A 15,557-nucleotide genomic window follows, 5' to 3' on the forward strand; every position below is an offset into this window, starting at 1 on the left:
CCTCTCCCCTCGAGACACCGTCCTAGAGGGCGCAATGTCGCCGGATGCCCGAATCGGCACCGGATCCAAGGTCTCTCGCAGAACTATGGGATGCGATGTCTGTCAGGACAGATGTGGAAATGTCGGGCAAGGTTCCTCAACGATCGAGCCAGGTAAGGGATCTGTCGAGCCGCGTACGGCACGTGCTGCGCGGCCCGCGCCCCGAAGCCGTTCCCGTTCTCGTCGGCAGGGCCTGCGCCCTGGTGGGCCTGCTGGACATCGCCGCGGGCGTCTTCCCGCGCTTCCGGCACAGCCGTATGCACGCCATCGCCGAGGTGCTGCCGGGCTCGACGGGCCCGTTCGCGGCCGCGCTGTCGCTCAGCGCGGGCGTGCTGCTGCTCCTGCTCGCGCACGGCCTCAAGCGCGGCAAGCGGCGGGCGTGGCGCGCAGCCGTCGTCCTGCTGCCGGCCGGAGCAGTCGCGCAGTTCACGTACCGCCACTCCTTCGTGGGCGTGGTCATCTCGCTCGTGCTGCTCGCGGCGCTGCTGCGCCACCGCGACCAGTTCGCGGCGCTGCCCGACCCGCGCAGCAGGTGGCGGGCGCTGGCCAACTTCGTCCTCATGAGCGCCGGTTCCCTCGCCCTCGGGCTGGTCATCGTCAGCGCCCATCCGGAGACCCTGGTCGGCGACCCGAGCCTGGCCGACCGCATCGCGCACGTCATCTACGGCCTGTTCGGCTTCGAGGGCCCCGTCGACTACCAGGGCAACACCTCGTGGACGGTCGCCTTCTCCCTGGGCGCCCTCGGCTGGATCACGGCGGTCACCACCATCTACCTGGCCTTCCGCCCCGAACACCCCGCCGCACGCCTCACCGAGGACGACGAGGCACGCCTGCGTGCCCTGCTGGTCAAGCACGGCGGCCGCGACTCCCTCGGCCACTTCGCGCTGCGCCGCGACAAGGCGGTCGTCTTCTCGCCCAGCGGCAAGGCGGCGGTGACGTACCGCGTCGTCTCCGGCGTGATGCTCGCCAGCGGCGACCCGATCGGCGACGTCGAGGCCTGGCCCGGCGCCATCGAGCGCTTCATGGACGAGGCCAAGGCCCACTCCTGGACCCCGGCCGTCATGGGCTGCTCCGAGACCGGCGCCGAGGTGTGGACCCGCGAGACCGGACTCGACGCCCTCGAACTGGGCGACGAGGCGGTGGTGGACGTCCCGGATTTCTCGCTCGCCGGCCGCGCGATGCGCAACGTGCGCCAGATGGTCAAGCGCATCGAGCGCGCCGGTTACGAGACCCGGGTACGGCGCATCGGTGACCTCGGCGAGGCCGAGCTGGACCGCATCCGCCGCGCCGCCGAGGACTGGCGCGGCACCGACACCGAGCGCGGCTTCTCCATGGCGCTCGGCCGCGTCGGCGACCCGGCCGACGGCGACTGTCTCATCGCCACCGCCCACAAGGCCGACGAGGAGCCGGGGCCGTACGGCGACCTCAAGGCGATCCTCCACTTCGTGCCGTGGGGCACGGACGGGGTCTCCCTGGACCTGATGCGCCGCGACCGCGCGGCCGACCCCGGCATGAACGAACTGCTCATCGTGGCCGCACTCCAAGCCGCCCCGAAGTTCGGCATCGCGCGCGTGTCCCTCAACTTCGCGATGTTCCGCTCGGCGCTGGCACGCGGCGAGAAGATCGGCGCCGGTCCGGTGCTGCGCGCCTGGCGCGGGCTGCTCGTCTTCCTCTCCCGCTGGTTCCAGATCGAGTCCCTGTACAAGTTCAACGCCAAGTTCCAGCCCCGCTGGGAGCCCCGCTTCGTGGTCTACCGCGCCTCCGGCGACCTGCCCCGGCTCGGCTTCGCCGCCATGCAGGCCGAGGGCTTCGTCAACCTCGCCCTGCCGCTGCCGCGCTTCCTGCGCCGCCGTACGACCGCCCCGCGCCCGTGTCCCCACTCGGTGGCGGAACGGGACGTCCGCGCGGCGTGACGCGGCCCTCCAGGACCGGCCCGAGCGGCAGCCCACCCCACCCCCACCCCAGGGCTCCCGCTCGGGCCACCGCACGTCCCGGCACTGCCATGGGCCTACGCTGAACATATGAGCAAGCAGAGCGGACGCGGGCACGTCACGGGCCTTCCGCAGTGGGACCGGTGCGCGGTCATGGGAGTCGTCAACGTGACCCCGGACTCCTTCTCCGACGGCGGCCGCTGGTTCGACACGACGGCCGCCGTCAAGCACGGCCTCGCCCTGGTCGAGGAAGGCGCCGACCTGGTCGACGTCGGCGGCGAGTCCACCCGCCCCGGCGCCACCCGGGTCGACGAGGCCGAGGAACTGCGCCGCGTCGTCCCCGTCGTCCGCGGCCTCGCCGCCGAGGGCGTCACGATCTCCGTCGACACCATGCGCGCCTCCGTCGCCGAACAGGCCCTCGCCGCCGGCGCAGCCATCGTCAACGACGTCAGCGGCGGCCTCGCCGACCCCGCGATGATCCCGGTCGTCGCGGACGCCGGCGCCCCCTTCGTCGTCATGCACTGGCGCGGCTTCCTGCAGGGCGGGAACGTCAAGGGCGTGTACGACGACGTCGTCGCCGAAGTCGTCGACGAGCTCCACACGCGCGTGGAGGCCGTGCTGGCCGGCGGCATCGCCCCCGACCGCATCGTCGTCGACCCCGGCCTCGGCTTCTCCAAGGACGCCGAGCACGACCTCGTCCTCCTCGCCCACCTCGACCGGCTCCTCGCCCTCGGCCACCCCCTCCTCGTCGCCGCCTCCCGCAAGCGGTTCCTCGGCCGCGTCCTCGCAGGGCCCGAGGGCGCACCGCCGCCCGCCCGTGAGCGCGACGCCGCCACGGCCGCCGTCTCGGCGCTCGCGGCGCAGGCCGGCGCGTGGGCGGTGCGCGTGCACGAGGTGCGCGCCACGGCGGACGCGGTGCGCGTCGCGCACGCGATCGAGGAGGCGCGTGAAGCCGAGAACGCGCCCGGCGCGAACGCCGACCACAGCCGCGCGCACGACTCTGAAGGAGCCCGGTGAGCGCCCCCCACACCGACGTCGAGCAGGTGGAGGCCGCCAACACCGCCTTCTACGAGGCGTTGGAGAGCGGCGACTTCGAAAAGCTGTCCTCGCTCTGGCTCACCCCGTCCGACCTGGGCATCGACGAGACGTACCACGACCCGGCCGACGCCGGCGTGATCTCCTGCGTGCACCCCGGCTGGCCGGTGCTCACCGGACGCGGCGAGGTCCTCAGGTCGTACGCGCTCATCATGGCGAACACCGACTACATCCAGTTCTTCCTCACCGACGTGCACGTCTCGGTCACCGGCGACACCGCCCTGGTGAACTGCACCGAGAACATCCTCAGCGGCGGCCCCGCCCCCGAGGGCGGGGAGGAGCTCGGCCCGCTCGTGGGCCAATTGGTGGTCGCCACGAACGTGTTCCGCCGCACACCCGACGGCTGGAAGATCTGGTCGCACCACGCCTCGCCCGTTCTGGCCGAAAACGACGAGGAAGAGAGCGACGACACCCCCTCCTGAGCGGGTAGGCACCCCACAGGGCCACCCGCAAGAGGGCCTGCGTGGCCCCGCCGGGACCAAGGAGTGGTTGGAATCACGCGCCTGCGGGTAGGCGCGGCTACCAAGCCGTGAGCCGCCGGGTTCCCCAGGGGAAACACTCGATGAATCCTCCTGGCCCCGGACCGGACCCACGCCCCCGTGGCCCGGCCCTGTCAGTGCCCGCAGGTAGATTCGTTCGAGGCCGGTGTGGAGCCCGCACGCGACACGGACCGGCCGTCACCGACGATTGCAGGAGTGATTCGCGTGGATCGTGTCGCGCTGCGCGGCCTCAAGGCCCGCGGGTACCACGGTGTGTTCCCCGAGGAGCGCAGAGAGGGCCAGACCTTCGTCGTGGACCTCGTCCTCGGCCTGGACACCCGGCCGGCCGCTGCCGACGACGACCTGGCGAAGACCGTGCACTACGGCATCGTGGCGGAGCAGGTCGTGGCCGTCGTCGAGGGCGAGCCGGTCAACCTCATCGAGACACTCGCCGCGCGCATCGCCCAGGCCTGCCTGAAGCACGAAGGGGTCCAGGAGGTCGAAGTCACCGTCCACAAGCCGGACGCGCCGATCACGGTCCCCTTCGACGACGTGACCGTCACCATCACCCGGAGCCGAGTATGACCGCGTTCTTCACCGAGGGTCACAGCGACCCGACCGTACAGCCGGTACCCGCCTCCGTCGTCGAGAAGGTCGACGCCGCCGACACCACCCTCCACAACCCGAAACGGGCCGTGATCTCCCTCGGCTCCAACCTCGGCAACCGCCTGGAGACCCTCCAGGGCGCCATCGACGCGCTCGAGGACACCCCCGGCGTCCGCATCAAGGCGGTCTCCCCGGTGTACGAGACGGAGCCGTGGGGCGTGGAGCCGGGAAGCCAGCCGTCCTACTTCAACGCGGTCGTGGTCCTCAAGACCACGCTCCCCCCGTCCTCCCTGCTGGAGCGCGCGCACGCGGTCGAGGAGGCCTTCCACCGGGTACGAGACGAGCGCTGGGGGGCCCGCACCCTCGACGTCGACATCGTCTCGTACGCCGACGTCGTCTCCGACGACCCGACCCTCACCCTCCCCCACCCGCGCGCCCACGAACGCGCTTTCGTCCTCGCCCCCTGGCACGACGTCGAGCCGCAGGCACAGCTTCCGGGCCGCGGCCCGGTGGCCGACCTCCTGGCCGGCATCACGCGCCATGGCGTCGAAGCGCGCAGGGACCTGGAACTCCGGCTGCCCGAGTAGTCGTTAAGGTCAAGACGATCGACCACAGTCCGTGGGGATCCGGGGGAGCTGAAGGGACACTGTGAGAGAGCTGCGCATCAGGATGCTGGCGGGCATCTTCCTCGTCGCCGGAGTCCTGTCCTGGGCGGGCGCCCGCCTCTGGAACTCGATCGGGACTCTTCCGAGCGTCCCCCTGGCCGCCCCCATCGTCCTCGCCGTGATCGCCGTGGTCCTGCTCGCCACGGCGCTGTCGATCCGCGCCCGCCTCAAGGCCCAACGCGAACGCCGGCCCGAGGCCAAGGGCGTCGACCCCCTGATGGCCGCCCGCGCGGTCGTCTTCGGTCAGGCCAGCGCCCTGGTCGCCGCCCTCGTCGCCGGCATGTACGGCGGCACGGGCGTCTTCCTCCTGGAACTCCTCGACATCCCCGCCCGCCGCGACCAGGCCATCTACGCCGGCTTCTCGGTCGTGGCCGGCATCGGTGTCATAGCGGCAGCCATCTTCCTGGAGCGCGTGTGCAAGCTCCCGGAGGACGACGAGCACAACGGGGCGGGGGCGGCGCCGACGGTGTGACGCTGCTGGGTTTACCAGGGCTGGCGTGCTAGGTGGCCATTGACCAGGAAACCCGGGTAGGGATCCAGACGGTAGCTGTAGAGGGTGAACGGTTTCGGGCTTTCGGCCCTGCGTAGCCGTACGTCCCGCACCTCGACCCACGTCGCCTCGGCGAGTCCCAGCGGATGCTGCTCGGGTTTGAACGTTCCTCGTGACGGCCAACTGTCGGCTACGACCAGGTGCGAGGCCAGCCCGTTGCCCCGGGGCGTGAACTTTGCGCCAACCACTTGTGCCAACTCGGACAGAAACGCCGCATTGGAGCTGACGAGCATGCGAGCGGCCCAGGTCTTCGGACGGAATCCGTCCCCGTCCGTGTAGCCGTCGAGAAAGCCTTCGAACGTCTCGCTGTCCCGGAGAACAACGCGAGGAAACCGTTGCCGCATATGATGCGCGTCCCCACCCACGTACTGCCTCATCAGGTCAGCCAAGTACGACGAGACGACACGCACGCGGAAGCCAGGCGCGTCCCGCTGAAGGTAGCCGGAGGGACGCGTGACTGCTTCCAGGCGAGCGGGCAACCCGGTTGCTGCGGTTAGGCACGCCGCAAAGCGCAAGGCGAAACCCTCGTCGTTGACCACCAGCGATACGTAGTTCTTGCCGACTGTCCCATCCGAGCAATTCGCCCCGAGCATGTAACCGAACTCGTAGCCCGGTTTGATGGTCAACCGCTCGCGACACAACTTCCGCGCGTGTGTCCAGGCGAGAACGGTTCCTTCCGTGTCTCTCGCGTGGACCCACCCATCAGGCGTTCCCAGCATCTGATCGGGCGCCACAGTGAACGTCAGGTGGTCGGTCACAACGTCCACGACCTCACGGACCTTGACCGTCACCACCTCAGTAACTGTCGTCTGGACTGTGCGCACCCCATCCAACGTCCAGAGTCGACAGCCCACTCGGACATTCCGCGCCTGCAAGCGCCCGCCAACCCCATTCACCGTCTGCTTGCTGGGCAGCCCATACCCCACCGCAATCCCCCTTGATCAGCGACTCCCACTGATCAAGGACGGTATCGGGCGCCACTGACAATCAGGTCAGCGCGCCAGTATCAGGCTCATTGCCTCGGCCCGGGTCGTAGCATCCCGAAGCTGACCGCGCACCGCAGACGTCGTGGTCTTGGCGCCGGGCTTGCGAATACCGCGCACCGACATGCACATGTGCTCGGCCTCGATGACGACGATCGCGCCCCGGGCCTCGAGGATCTTCATGAGGGAGTCGGCGATCTGTGTGGTAAGTCGTTCCTGCACCTGCAGGCGGCGGGCAAACACCTCAACCAGCCGCGCAAGCTTCGACAGGCCCGTGATCTTTCCACTTTCCGCCGGGATATACCCGATGTGAGCCACACCATGGAACGGCAACATATGATGTTCGCACAAAGATACGATTTCGATGTCCTTGACCAAGACCATCTCGTCATGCCCGATATCGAACGTAGTAGTCAGGACATCCTCGGGCTCCTGCGTATGCCCCGCCAAAAGCTCCCGATAAGCCCGTGCCACTCGCGCCGGCGTCTCCTTCAGCCCCTCGCGGTCCGGGTCCTCGCCGACCGCGATCAGCAGTTCGCGTACGGCGTTCTCGGCTCGCTTCTCGTCGAACTCGCCGATGAAGCCCTCGCCGTCCAGCGTCACGGGGTCAGTCATGTGGTGCCTCGTTCCTGTGCGGGTCGCGCGCGTGTGGGCCACGTGCGCGTCTGATCTGCGGACATACCAAAATGCCGCGCCCCCCAGGCTAAAACCAGGGGGGCGCGGCATCCATTCCGGGCCGGTGGCGTCACCGGGGCCGGGGTGTCAGCTCTCCGGGCGCTCCTCGGGAGCCGGCTCGGTCGCCGGCGCGGGCTCCGTCGCCGTCGACTTCGCGGTGCTGATCGCCGGCGTCGCGCCGTTGGCGCCGTTCGTCAGTGCGAGCTCCTTCGGGGAGAGCACCGGCGGACGGGTGGACGGCGTGCGCCGCGAGGAACCGGTCCAGGCGGGCCGGGGCGGACGCTTGACGATGGGGGCGAAGATCTCGGCGATCTCCTCCTTGCCCAGCGTCTCCCGCTCCAGCAGCTGAAGCACGAGGTTGTCGAGGACGTCGCGGTTCTCGACCAGGATCTCCCAGGCCTCGTTGTGCGCGTTCTCGATGAGCTTCTTGACTTCCTCGTCCACCAGCGCGGCGACCTCTTCCGAGTAGTCGCGCTGGTGAGCCATCTCACGTCCGAGGAACGGCTCGGTGTTGTCGCCGCCGAACTTGATCGCGCCGAGACGCTCGGTCATGCCGTACTGCGTGACCATCGCGCGGGCGGTGGCCGTGGCCTTCTCGATGTCGTTCGCGGCACCCGTGGTCGGGTCGTGGAAGACCAGTTCCTCGGCCGCGCGGCCGCCCAGCATGTAGGCCAGCTGGTCCAGCATTTCGTTGCGCGTGGTCGAGTACTTGTCCTCGTCCGGGAGCACCATCGTGTAGCCGAGCGCGCGGCCTCTCGACAGGATCGTGATCTTGTGGACCGGGTCGGAGTTGGGGGAAGCCGCCGCGACCAGGGCGTGGCCGCCCTCGTGGTACGCGGTGATCTTCTTTTCCTTGTCCGACATGATCCGGGTCCGCTTCTGCGGGCCCGCCACGACGCGGTCGATGGCCTCGTCCAGCATGTGGTTGTCGATCAGCTTCTTGTCCGAGCGGGCCGTGAGCAGCGCGGCCTCGTTGAGGACGTTGCTCAGGTCCGCGCCGGTGAAGCCCGGCGTGCGGCGGGCGACCGCCGACAGATCGACGTCCGGGGCGACCGGCTTGCCCTTCTGGTGGACCTTGAGGATCTCCAGACGGCCCTGCATGTCCGGGCGGTCGACCGCGATCTGGCGGTCGAAGCGGCCGGGGCGCAGGAGGGCCGGGTCGAGGATGTCGGGCCGGTTCGTCGCGGCGATGAGAATCACGCCGCCCTTGACGTCGAAGCCGTCCATCTCGACGAGCAGCTGGTTCAAGGTCTGCTCGCGCTCGTCGTGACCGCCGCCGAGGCCGGCGCCGCGGTGGCGGCCGACCGCGTCGATCTCGTCGACGAAGACGATCGCCGGGGCGTTCGCCTTGGCCTGCTCGAACAGGTCACGGACTCGGGAGGCACCGACACCGACGAACATCTCGACGAAGTCGGAACCGGAGATCGAGTAGAAGGGGACGCCCGCCTCGCCGGCGACGGCGCGCGCGAGGAGCGTCTTACCGGTGCCAGGAGGCCCGTAGAGCAGTACGCCCTTGGGGATCTTGGCGCCCACGGCCTGGAACTTCGCCGGTTCCTGGAGGAATTCCTTGATCTCCTGGAGCTCCTCGACCGCCTCGTCCGAGCCGGCGACGTCCGAGAACGTCGTCTTCGGGGTGTCCTTGGTGATGAGCTTCGCCTTGGACTTGCCGAAGTTCATGACCCGGGAGCCGCCGCCCTGCATCTGATTCATCAGGAACAGGAAGACAACCACGATGAGGACGAAGGGCAGCAGGGAGAGCAGGATGCCGACGAACGGGTTCTGCTTGGACGGCGAGACCGTATAGCCGTCCGGGATCTGCTTGTCCTGGTACTTGTTCTGCAGCGTGCTGGCGATGGTCACGCCTTGGTCGCCGATATAGCTCGCCTGGATCTTGGTGGCGCCCTCGACCTTTTCGCCGTCCTTGAGCTGGACCTTGATGATCTGCTCGTCGCCGGTGGTGATCTTGGCCGACTCGACCTTGTTGTCGTTGATCGCCTGGACGACCTGGCCGGTGTCCACCGTCTTGTAGCCGCCGGACGAGCCGACGACCTGCATCAACACGACCACGGCAAGGACGGCCAGCACGATCCACATGACCGGCCCACGGAAGTATCGCTTCACGTCCATCCATACGGAGCGGTGCCGCCCCGTCCCTCCTGCCATAGTGAGTTTGATAAGACAGTTCTTCTGACGGTACCCCAGCTTCGACGACCGTAGCCGCACGGGACGGCTGGCAAGCCCGTCTGCATGCTCCAACGGCGCGAGGCCCGCCGGGGTTCCCGATCTTCGTACGGCGCTTGGGCCCTTCGGGTCCGGCGGTGCGGACCGTCGGCCTCAGCCGCCGTAGACGTGGGGCGCGAGCGTACCGACGAACGGGAGGTTGCGGTACTTCTCGGCGTAGTCGAGGCCGTAGCCGACGACGAACTCGTTGGGGATGTCGAAGCCGACCCACTCCACGTCGATGGCGACCTTGGCGGCGTCCGGCTTGCGCAGCAGCGTGCACACCTTCAGGGAGGCGGGCTCGCGGGAGCCGAGGTTGTTGATCAACCAGGACAGGGTCAGTCCGGAGTCGATGATGTCCTCGACGATCAGGACGTGCTTGCCCTTGATGTCGGTGTCGAGGTCCTTGAGGATCCGCACGACACCGGAGGACTGGGTGCCGGCGCCGTACGACGACACGGCCATCCAGTCCATGGTGACGGGGGTGGACAGCGCCCGGGCGAGGTCGGCCATGACCATCACCGCGCCCTTGAGGACGCCGACGATGAGCAGGTCCTTGCCCTCGTACTCCGCGTCGATCTTCGCGGCCAGCTCGGCCAGCTTCGCGTCGATCTCTTCCTTGGTGATGAGCACCTGCTGGAGCTCGGCACCCATGTCTTTCGCGTCCACCCGCATCACTTTCGGTCGTCCCACCGGCCGGTCCGTGCCGCTCTCACGACCCGCTCGAGGGCCGGTGGGAGGGTCCGGATTTCAGCCTTGCCGAATCACCAGTCTGCCACCCTGGCGCTGTGCGACGACTTTGCCGGGGAGATTGATGGCTCCCTGGCCGCGCCAGCCGGTGATCAGGCGGTCGACTTCCTCGATGTGGCGGGCGAACAGCGCACCGGCGGGGGCCCCGGCCTCGATGGCGGCGCGGCGCAGGATCCGGCGGCGCACGGCGGGCGGGAGGGCGTACAGCTTGGCGCACTCCAGGAGGCCGGCCGAGTCGCGTACGGCGGCCTCGGCCTGGCCGGCCCAGGCGTCGAGGGCGTCGGCGTCGTCGCGGGAGAGCTGGGCGGTGCGGGCGAGGGCCTCCACGACGCCCTTGCCGAGCGCCTTCTCCAGGGCGGGCAGGCCCTCCTGGCGCAACCGCGACCGCGTGTACGCGGGATCGGAGTTGTGGGGGTCGTCCCAGACCGGGAGGGACTGGACCATGCACGCCTTGCGGGCGGTCTGCCGGTCGAGTTGGAGGAAAGGGCGCCGGTAGCGGCCGCCGGCCCCCGAGACCGCGGCCATTCCGGACAGGGAGCGGATGCCGGAGCCGCGGGCGAGGCCGAGCAGGACGGTTTCGGCCTGGTCGTCCCGGGTGTGGCCGAGCAGGACGGCGACGGCGCCGTGGCGGACGGCCGCGGCGTCGAGGGCGGCATAGCGGGCGTCACGGGCTGCGGCCTCGGGTCCGCCTTGGCGGCCGACGGTCACGGCGATGGACTCGACCGGGTCGAGGCCGAGTTCGCGCATGCGCAGGACGACTTCCTCGGCGCGCACGTCGGAGCCGGGCTGCAGACCGTGGTCGACGGTGACGGCGCCGGCGCGGATGCCGAGTTTGGGGGCTTCGAAGGCGAGCGCGGAGGCGAGGGCCATGGAGTCGGCGCCGCCGGAGCATGCCACGAGCACGAGCGGGGAGGGGGGTCGCTCGTGCGGGGCAGCGCGCGGGGGCTCCTGCGGGGCCTGGCCGGGGAGCTCGTACGACGGCTCGCGCGCCGTGACGTACGCGCCGGTGGAGGTCACGGGCAGCGCCACGGGCAGCGCCACGGGCGGCGTCATGTGCGGCGTCATGTGCGGGATCTCGTGCGAGGTCGCGCGTGACGCGCTGGGCGCGGGAGCGTCGGTGCGGTTGTGTTCGATGAGGATGTCGTGGAGGACGCGGCGGACCGCCAGGCGTATCGCCGCGACCGCAGGATGGGGACCCATTGTCCGGTTCCCTTCATGAAATTGTCGGGGGGTGAGCCCGAGGTCGGTCACTCAGAGTGTGTAGATGGTGACAGAACCGGGCCGTTCCCCGAGCATTGCACGCCTACCCATGGCTCACGGTCCCTCGGACGGGTGATTGAAGGGGCGTTCGCCTGCCGTCGGCCGGATTCGGTTCACGACGTTCGTATGAGATGCACAACGCGGCGCGCGATTCACGACTCGGCCTTGCGGTGCACCCGCGCGATCCAATCCGCCGGTTTGGCGATCTCCGCCTTGGTCGGGAGGGTGTTCGGGGAGGTCCACACGCGGTTGAAGCCGTCCATGCCGACCTGGTCGTGGACGGCCCGTACGAAGCGTTCGCCGTCGCGGTACTGCCTGAGTTTGGCATCCAGACCGAGCAGCTTGCGCAGGGCCATGTCCAGTCGCGAGGCGCCCTTGGCGCGTCGCTGCTGGAACTTCTCGCGGATCTCGGCGACGGTCGGCACGACCTGCGGTCCGACTCCGTCCATCACGAAGTCGGCGTGGCCCTCCAGGAGCGACATCACGGCGGTGAGGCGGCCGAGGATCTCCCGCTGGGCCGGGGTCTGGACCAGTTCGACGAAGGACCGTCCGCCGTCGTCCTCCTCGGCCTCGGGCCGGCCACCGGCGAGTGACTGCGCGGCCTCGCGGATGCGTTCCAGGACGGTCATGGGGTCGACGTCCGTCTCCCCCAAGAAAGACTGGATTTCGCCCTCCAGATGGTCCCGCAGCCAGGGCACGGCACTGAACTGGGTGCGGTGCGTCTCCTCGTGCAGGCACACCCACAGGCGGAAGTCGTGGGGCTGTACGTCGAGTTCGCGCTCCACGTGCACGATGTTCGGGGCGACGAGCAGGAGTCGGCCGCCGCTCGGTGCATCAGGGGGGCCGCCGGCCGGGAGTTCGCGGGTGGCCGGGGCGAAGGTCTCGTACTGGCCGAGGACACGGGAGGCCAGGAAGGACAGCAGCATCCCGAGTTCGACGCCGGTGACCTTGCCGCCGACGGCGCCGAGGACCGCGCCGCCGGGGCTGCCGCCGCGGCGCTCCTGCATCTTGTCGAGGAGGGGCTTGAGGATTTCGCGGAACCCGGCGACGTTCGCCCGCACCCAGCCGGGGCGGTCGACGACGAGGACGGGGGTGTCGTGGGTGACTTCCGTGCCCATACGAGTGAAGCCCCGGACGTGTTCCTCCGAGGCCTTGGCATGTCGGCGCAGCTCGGCGACGACGGCCCGGGCCTCGTCGCGGCTCACCTCGGGGCCCGGCCGTACGAGCCGGGTCGCGGTCGCCACCGCGAGATTCCAGTCGACCATCTCGGCACCACCGATGCTCGTCATGTGTCAACCGTACGTGAGCGTTCCCACTTGGGGCAGGCCGTGGGGGTTTGCGGGGTCGTCGGTGCGCTTTGAAGGTGCTCGGGGTTGTGGGTGGCGTACATGGGTCGGCAGGGGTGGGCGTCTGCTCGGCCGGCACCCGGCGCTGCAGGCCGTGCCCACCCGTTCCGCCCTGCGGAACGACTGCCCACGGCGGTAGCGGCGCGACTGCCTGTGGTGGGCAGCGGCGGGACTGCTTGCGGTGGGCAGCAGCGCGCGACGGTGGCGGACTGGCTGCGGCACGGCGGGAGCGGGCCGGCTACGGCACGGCGGGGAGCGGGCCGCTGCCCACGCGGGAGCGGATTGCTGCGGCGCGTCAGGAGCGTGCTGCCCACGGCAGGAGGGGACTGCTGCGGCGCGGCCGGAGCGAGCTGCCCACGGCAGGAGGGGACTGCTGCGGCGCGGCCGGAGCGAGCTGCCCACGGCGGGAGCGGACCCGCTGCAGCGCGGCAGTGGCAGACCCGCTGCAGCGCGGCGGGAACGAAACGCTGCCCACCGCGGGAGCGGACTGCTGCGGCACGGCAGCGGCAGACCGCTACGACACGGCAGGAGCGGACCAGCTGCCGCACGGAGGGAGCGAAACGCTGCCCACCGCGGGAGCGGACTGCTGCGGCACGGCAGCGGCAGACGCGCTACGGCACGGCGGAAGCGGGCCGGCTGCGGCGCGGCGGAAGCGCGGGCCCCGCTGCGGTGCGGCAGTAGCGGACTTGCCGCGGCAGTGGCGGGCCCGCTGTGGTGTGGCGGGGTGGGATCAGGCCGTGCCGGTGGTTAGGCGCAGCCGCACGACGCCAGGGCTGTTGCTGTTCGGTCCAGTGCCGCTCGGGCCGCCTCCGTGTCCGCGCCCGTGGACAGGAACGCGAAGGCGAGCAGGCGGCCGTCCTGGTCCACGACCGTGCCGGCCAGGGAGTTCACGCCGTTCAGGGTGCCGGTCTTCGCTCGGACGATGCCGGCCGCGCCATCGGTGTAACGGCTGGTCAGGGTGCCGGTGAAGCCGGCCACGGGGAGGCCGGTCAGCGCCGGGCGGAGTTCGGGGTGGGTCGGGTCGGCCGCCTTGGCCAGGAGGGCCGTGAGCAGGTCCGCCGTGAGTTTGTCGTCGCGGTTGAGGCCGCTGCCGTCCTTGAAGTCGGCGCCCTTCACCGGCAGGCCGAGCTTCTTCAGCTGAGCGCCGATCGCGTCGCCGGCGCCGTCGAAGTCGGCGCGCACGCCGCTCGCCACGGCGGTCTGGCGGGCCAGGTGCTCGGCGAGGTCGTTGTCGCTGTTGGTGAGCATGCGCTCGACCAGCGAGGACAGCGGGGGCGAGGTGACCTCGGCGAGGGACTCGGCTCGGTTCGTCGCCTTCGACAGGCCGGGCGCGGTGGTCTTGATGCCGCGGTCCGCGAGGAGCGCCGCGAACTGGGCCGCCGCGTCCTTCGCAGGGTCGTCCATCCGCTTCACCGGGCCGCTGGTGGAGTCGTCCGTGCGGGCCTCGTCGACCGTGAGGGCGCTGACCGGGGCGAGGTTGCCGTTCTTTCCGATGGGGTGCAGTTCGGGGCCGGCGTAGAGCGTCTTGTCATACGAGAGGGTGACCTCGCGCAGGTCCCGCTTCTTCAGCGCCTGGGCCGTCCGGTCGGCCAGCTCGCGCAGGCTCGCCCAGCCTTCGGGCTCCTTGCGGGCCGTCAGCGTGGGGTCGCCGCCGCCGACCAGGACCAGTTCCTTGGTGTCGGCTTCCAGGGCGGTGCGGGTGGTGAGGCGGTGGTCGGGGCCCAGCGCGGCCAGGGCGGCCACGGCGGTGGCGATCTTCGTCGTCGAGGCGGGAGTAAGGGCCTCGGAGGCTCCGTCGCCGTAGAGGCGCTTGCCGGTGGCCACGTCCACGATCGCCGCCGTCCGGTGGGCGCCGAGCTCCGGGACGTCCAGGAGCGGGCCCAGGAGGCCGGCGAGGGCCTTGGCGTTCGGGGCCGGCTTCACGGTGCTGATGCCACCGCCCAGGCCGGTGAGGACGGAGGCCGCGCTGGGGGCGGGACGGGGCGCCTCGGCCGCCGTGTCGGAGGTATCGGACGTATCAGCATTACGGCCGTGATCTGTGCCACCCGTGCGCTCCAGGGCGACCGCCCGGTCCCGCTCGGCCGTACGCTGACCGGTGGAGTCCCAGGGGCCGGCGGCGGTCACCACTCCGGCGGCCAGCGCCAGTCCGGCGGTGGCGGCGCCCGCGGTGTACTGCCAGGTCTTCGGCCTCGCGATGCGCGCGGCCTGCGGGGAGACGGCTCGAGCGAGCCGTGCGACCCGTGGTTTGGCGGCCGTCGCGGCGCGTGCGAGACGTGGGCGTACGGCCTCTGCGGCCCGTGTCAGACGGGGTCGTACGGCGCCCGCGACCCGCGTCACATGCGGTCTCGCGGCTCGCCACGGCCTCAGCTCTGGCACGACCACCAGCCCCTTTCGCGATCACACACCTGCGTGAGGGACACTTAACCACCAGAACTATGTGCTGATCATGGAGGAGCCACCGGTGGAGTTCGACGTCACGATCGAGATTCCGAAGGGTTCGCGGAACAAGTACGAGGTGGACCACGAGACCGGTCGGATCCGCCTGGACCGTCGACTCTTCACCTCGACCGCCTACCCGACCGACTACGGCTTCGTCGAGAACACCCTCGGCGAGGACGGCGACCCGCTGGACGCGCTGGTCATCCTGGACGAGCCGACGTTCCCGGGCTGCCTCATCAAGTGCCGCGCGATCGGCATGTTCCGGATGACGGACGAGGCCGGCGGCGACGACAAGCTGCTGTGCGTGCCGGCGACGGACCCGCGCGTGGAGCACCTGCGTGACATCCACCACGTGTCGGAGTTCGACCGCCTGGAGATCCAGCACTTCTTCGAGGTCTACAAGGACCTGGAGCCCGGCAAGTCCGTCGAGGGCGCCGACTGGGTGGGCCGCACCGAGGCCGAGGCCGAGATCGAGCGGTCCTACAAGCGCTTCAAGGACCAGGGCGGCCACTGAGGCGC

At 70.2% G+C, this 15,557-nt stretch carries 14 protein-coding genes; 7 read left to right on the top strand and 7 right to left on the bottom strand.

Features of this window, described 5'->3' with window-relative positions; genetic code table 11:
- Positions 1-119: 119 nt before the first annotated feature.
- The 6 genes from EHO50_RS25700 (at position 120) to EHO50_RS25725 (ending at position 5,287) form a co-directional block, all read left to right on the top strand.
- On the top strand, positions 120-1,952 hold the full coding sequence (locus EHO50_RS25700) for a phosphatidylglycerol lysyltransferase domain-containing protein (RefSeq protein ID WP_128433585.1): 1,833 nt from the start codon (positions 120-122) through the stop codon (positions 1,950-1,952).
- Between the two features lie 108 nt (positions 1,953-2,060).
- A complete protein-coding gene (gene folP / locus EHO50_RS25705; protein ID WP_128433586.1) occupies positions 2,061-2,987 on the top strand; it encodes a dihydropteroate synthase in 927 nt (308 codons plus the stop codon).
- Positions 2,984-3,487, top strand: a complete 504-nt coding sequence (locus EHO50_RS25710; protein ID WP_128433587.1) for a nuclear transport factor 2 family protein — start codon at positions 2,984-2,986, stop codon at positions 3,485-3,487. The genes folP and EHO50_RS25710 overlap by 4 nt, the downstream gene beginning before the upstream one ends.
- Positions 3,488-3,769: 282 nt before the next feature.
- Positions 3,770-4,129: a dihydroneopterin aldolase gene (folB, locus tag EHO50_RS25715; RefSeq protein WP_128433588.1), complete on the top strand. Its 360-nt coding sequence runs from the start codon at positions 3,770-3,772 to the stop codon at positions 4,127-4,129.
- The gene (folK, locus tag EHO50_RS25720; protein ID WP_128433589.1) at positions 4,126-4,737 is read left to right on the top strand and encodes a 2-amino-4-hydroxy-6-hydroxymethyldihydropteridine diphosphokinase; all 612 of its coding nucleotides are present in this window, start codon (positions 4,126-4,128) and stop codon (positions 4,735-4,737) included. Before folB ends, folK begins: the two co-directional genes overlap by 4 nt.
- A 61-nt stretch (positions 4,738-4,798) precedes the next feature.
- Positions 4,799-5,287 carry a DUF3180 domain-containing protein gene (locus EHO50_RS25725; protein ID WP_128433590.1) on the top strand — a complete coding sequence of 163 codons (489 nt, stop codon included), beginning with the start codon at positions 4,799-4,801 and terminating at the stop codon, positions 5,285-5,287.
- A gap of 11 nt (positions 5,288-5,298) precedes the next feature.
- Here the strand turns inward: EHO50_RS25725 and EHO50_RS25730 are convergent, their stop codons facing one another.
- From EHO50_RS25730 to dacB, 7 genes are all read right to left on the bottom strand, one after another.
- Positions 5,299-6,159, bottom strand: a complete 861-nt coding sequence (locus EHO50_RS25730) for a hypothetical protein (RefSeq protein ID WP_246101437.1) — start codon at positions 6,157-6,159, stop codon at positions 5,299-5,301.
- Between the two features lie 198 nt (positions 6,160-6,357).
- Positions 6,358-6,963, bottom strand: a complete 606-nt coding sequence (gene folE, locus EHO50_RS25735; RefSeq protein ID WP_128433591.1) for a GTP cyclohydrolase I FolE — start codon at positions 6,961-6,963, stop codon at positions 6,358-6,360.
- 147 nt (positions 6,964-7,110) lie between these two features.
- A complete protein-coding gene (gene ftsH, locus EHO50_RS25740) occupies positions 7,111-9,150 on the bottom strand; it encodes an ATP-dependent zinc metalloprotease FtsH (protein WP_128433592.1) in 2,040 nt (679 codons plus the stop codon).
- Between the two features lie 207 nt (positions 9,151-9,357).
- Entirely contained in the window at positions 9,358-9,918 is a 561-nt protein-coding gene (gene hpt, locus EHO50_RS25745) for a hypoxanthine phosphoribosyltransferase (protein WP_128434015.1), read from the bottom strand.
- A gap of 75 nt (positions 9,919-9,993) precedes the next feature.
- Positions 9,994-11,193: a tRNA lysidine(34) synthetase TilS gene (gene tilS, locus EHO50_RS25750; protein WP_128433593.1), complete on the bottom strand. Its 1,200-nt coding sequence runs from the start codon at positions 11,191-11,193 to the stop codon at positions 9,994-9,996.
- 212 nt (positions 11,194-11,405) lie between these two features.
- The gene (locus EHO50_RS25755) at positions 11,406-12,542 is read right to left on the bottom strand and encodes a zinc-dependent metalloprotease (RefSeq protein WP_128433594.1); all 1,137 of its coding nucleotides are present in this window, start codon (positions 12,540-12,542) and stop codon (positions 11,406-11,408) included.
- Positions 12,543-13,346: 804 nt separating this feature from the next.
- Positions 13,347-14,981, bottom strand: coding sequence for a D-alanyl-D-alanine carboxypeptidase/D-alanyl-D-alanine endopeptidase (gene dacB / locus EHO50_RS25760; protein WP_246101438.1), 1,635 nt, complete (start codon positions 14,979-14,981; stop codon positions 13,347-13,349).
- Positions 14,982-15,060: 79 nt separating this feature from the next.
- Between dacB and EHO50_RS25765 the strand changes: the two genes are divergently transcribed.
- Positions 15,061-15,552 (top strand): inorganic diphosphatase, encoded by a 492-nt coding sequence (locus EHO50_RS25765; protein WP_031487466.1) that lies wholly within the window; start codon positions 15,061-15,063, stop codon positions 15,550-15,552.
- The last annotated feature ends 5 nt before the right edge of the window (positions 15,553-15,557 follow it).

The organism is Streptomyces cyaneus, from assembly GCF_004028635.1.
Classification (GTDB): Bacteria; Actinomycetota; Actinomycetes; order Streptomycetales; family Streptomycetaceae; genus Streptomyces; species Streptomyces cyaneus.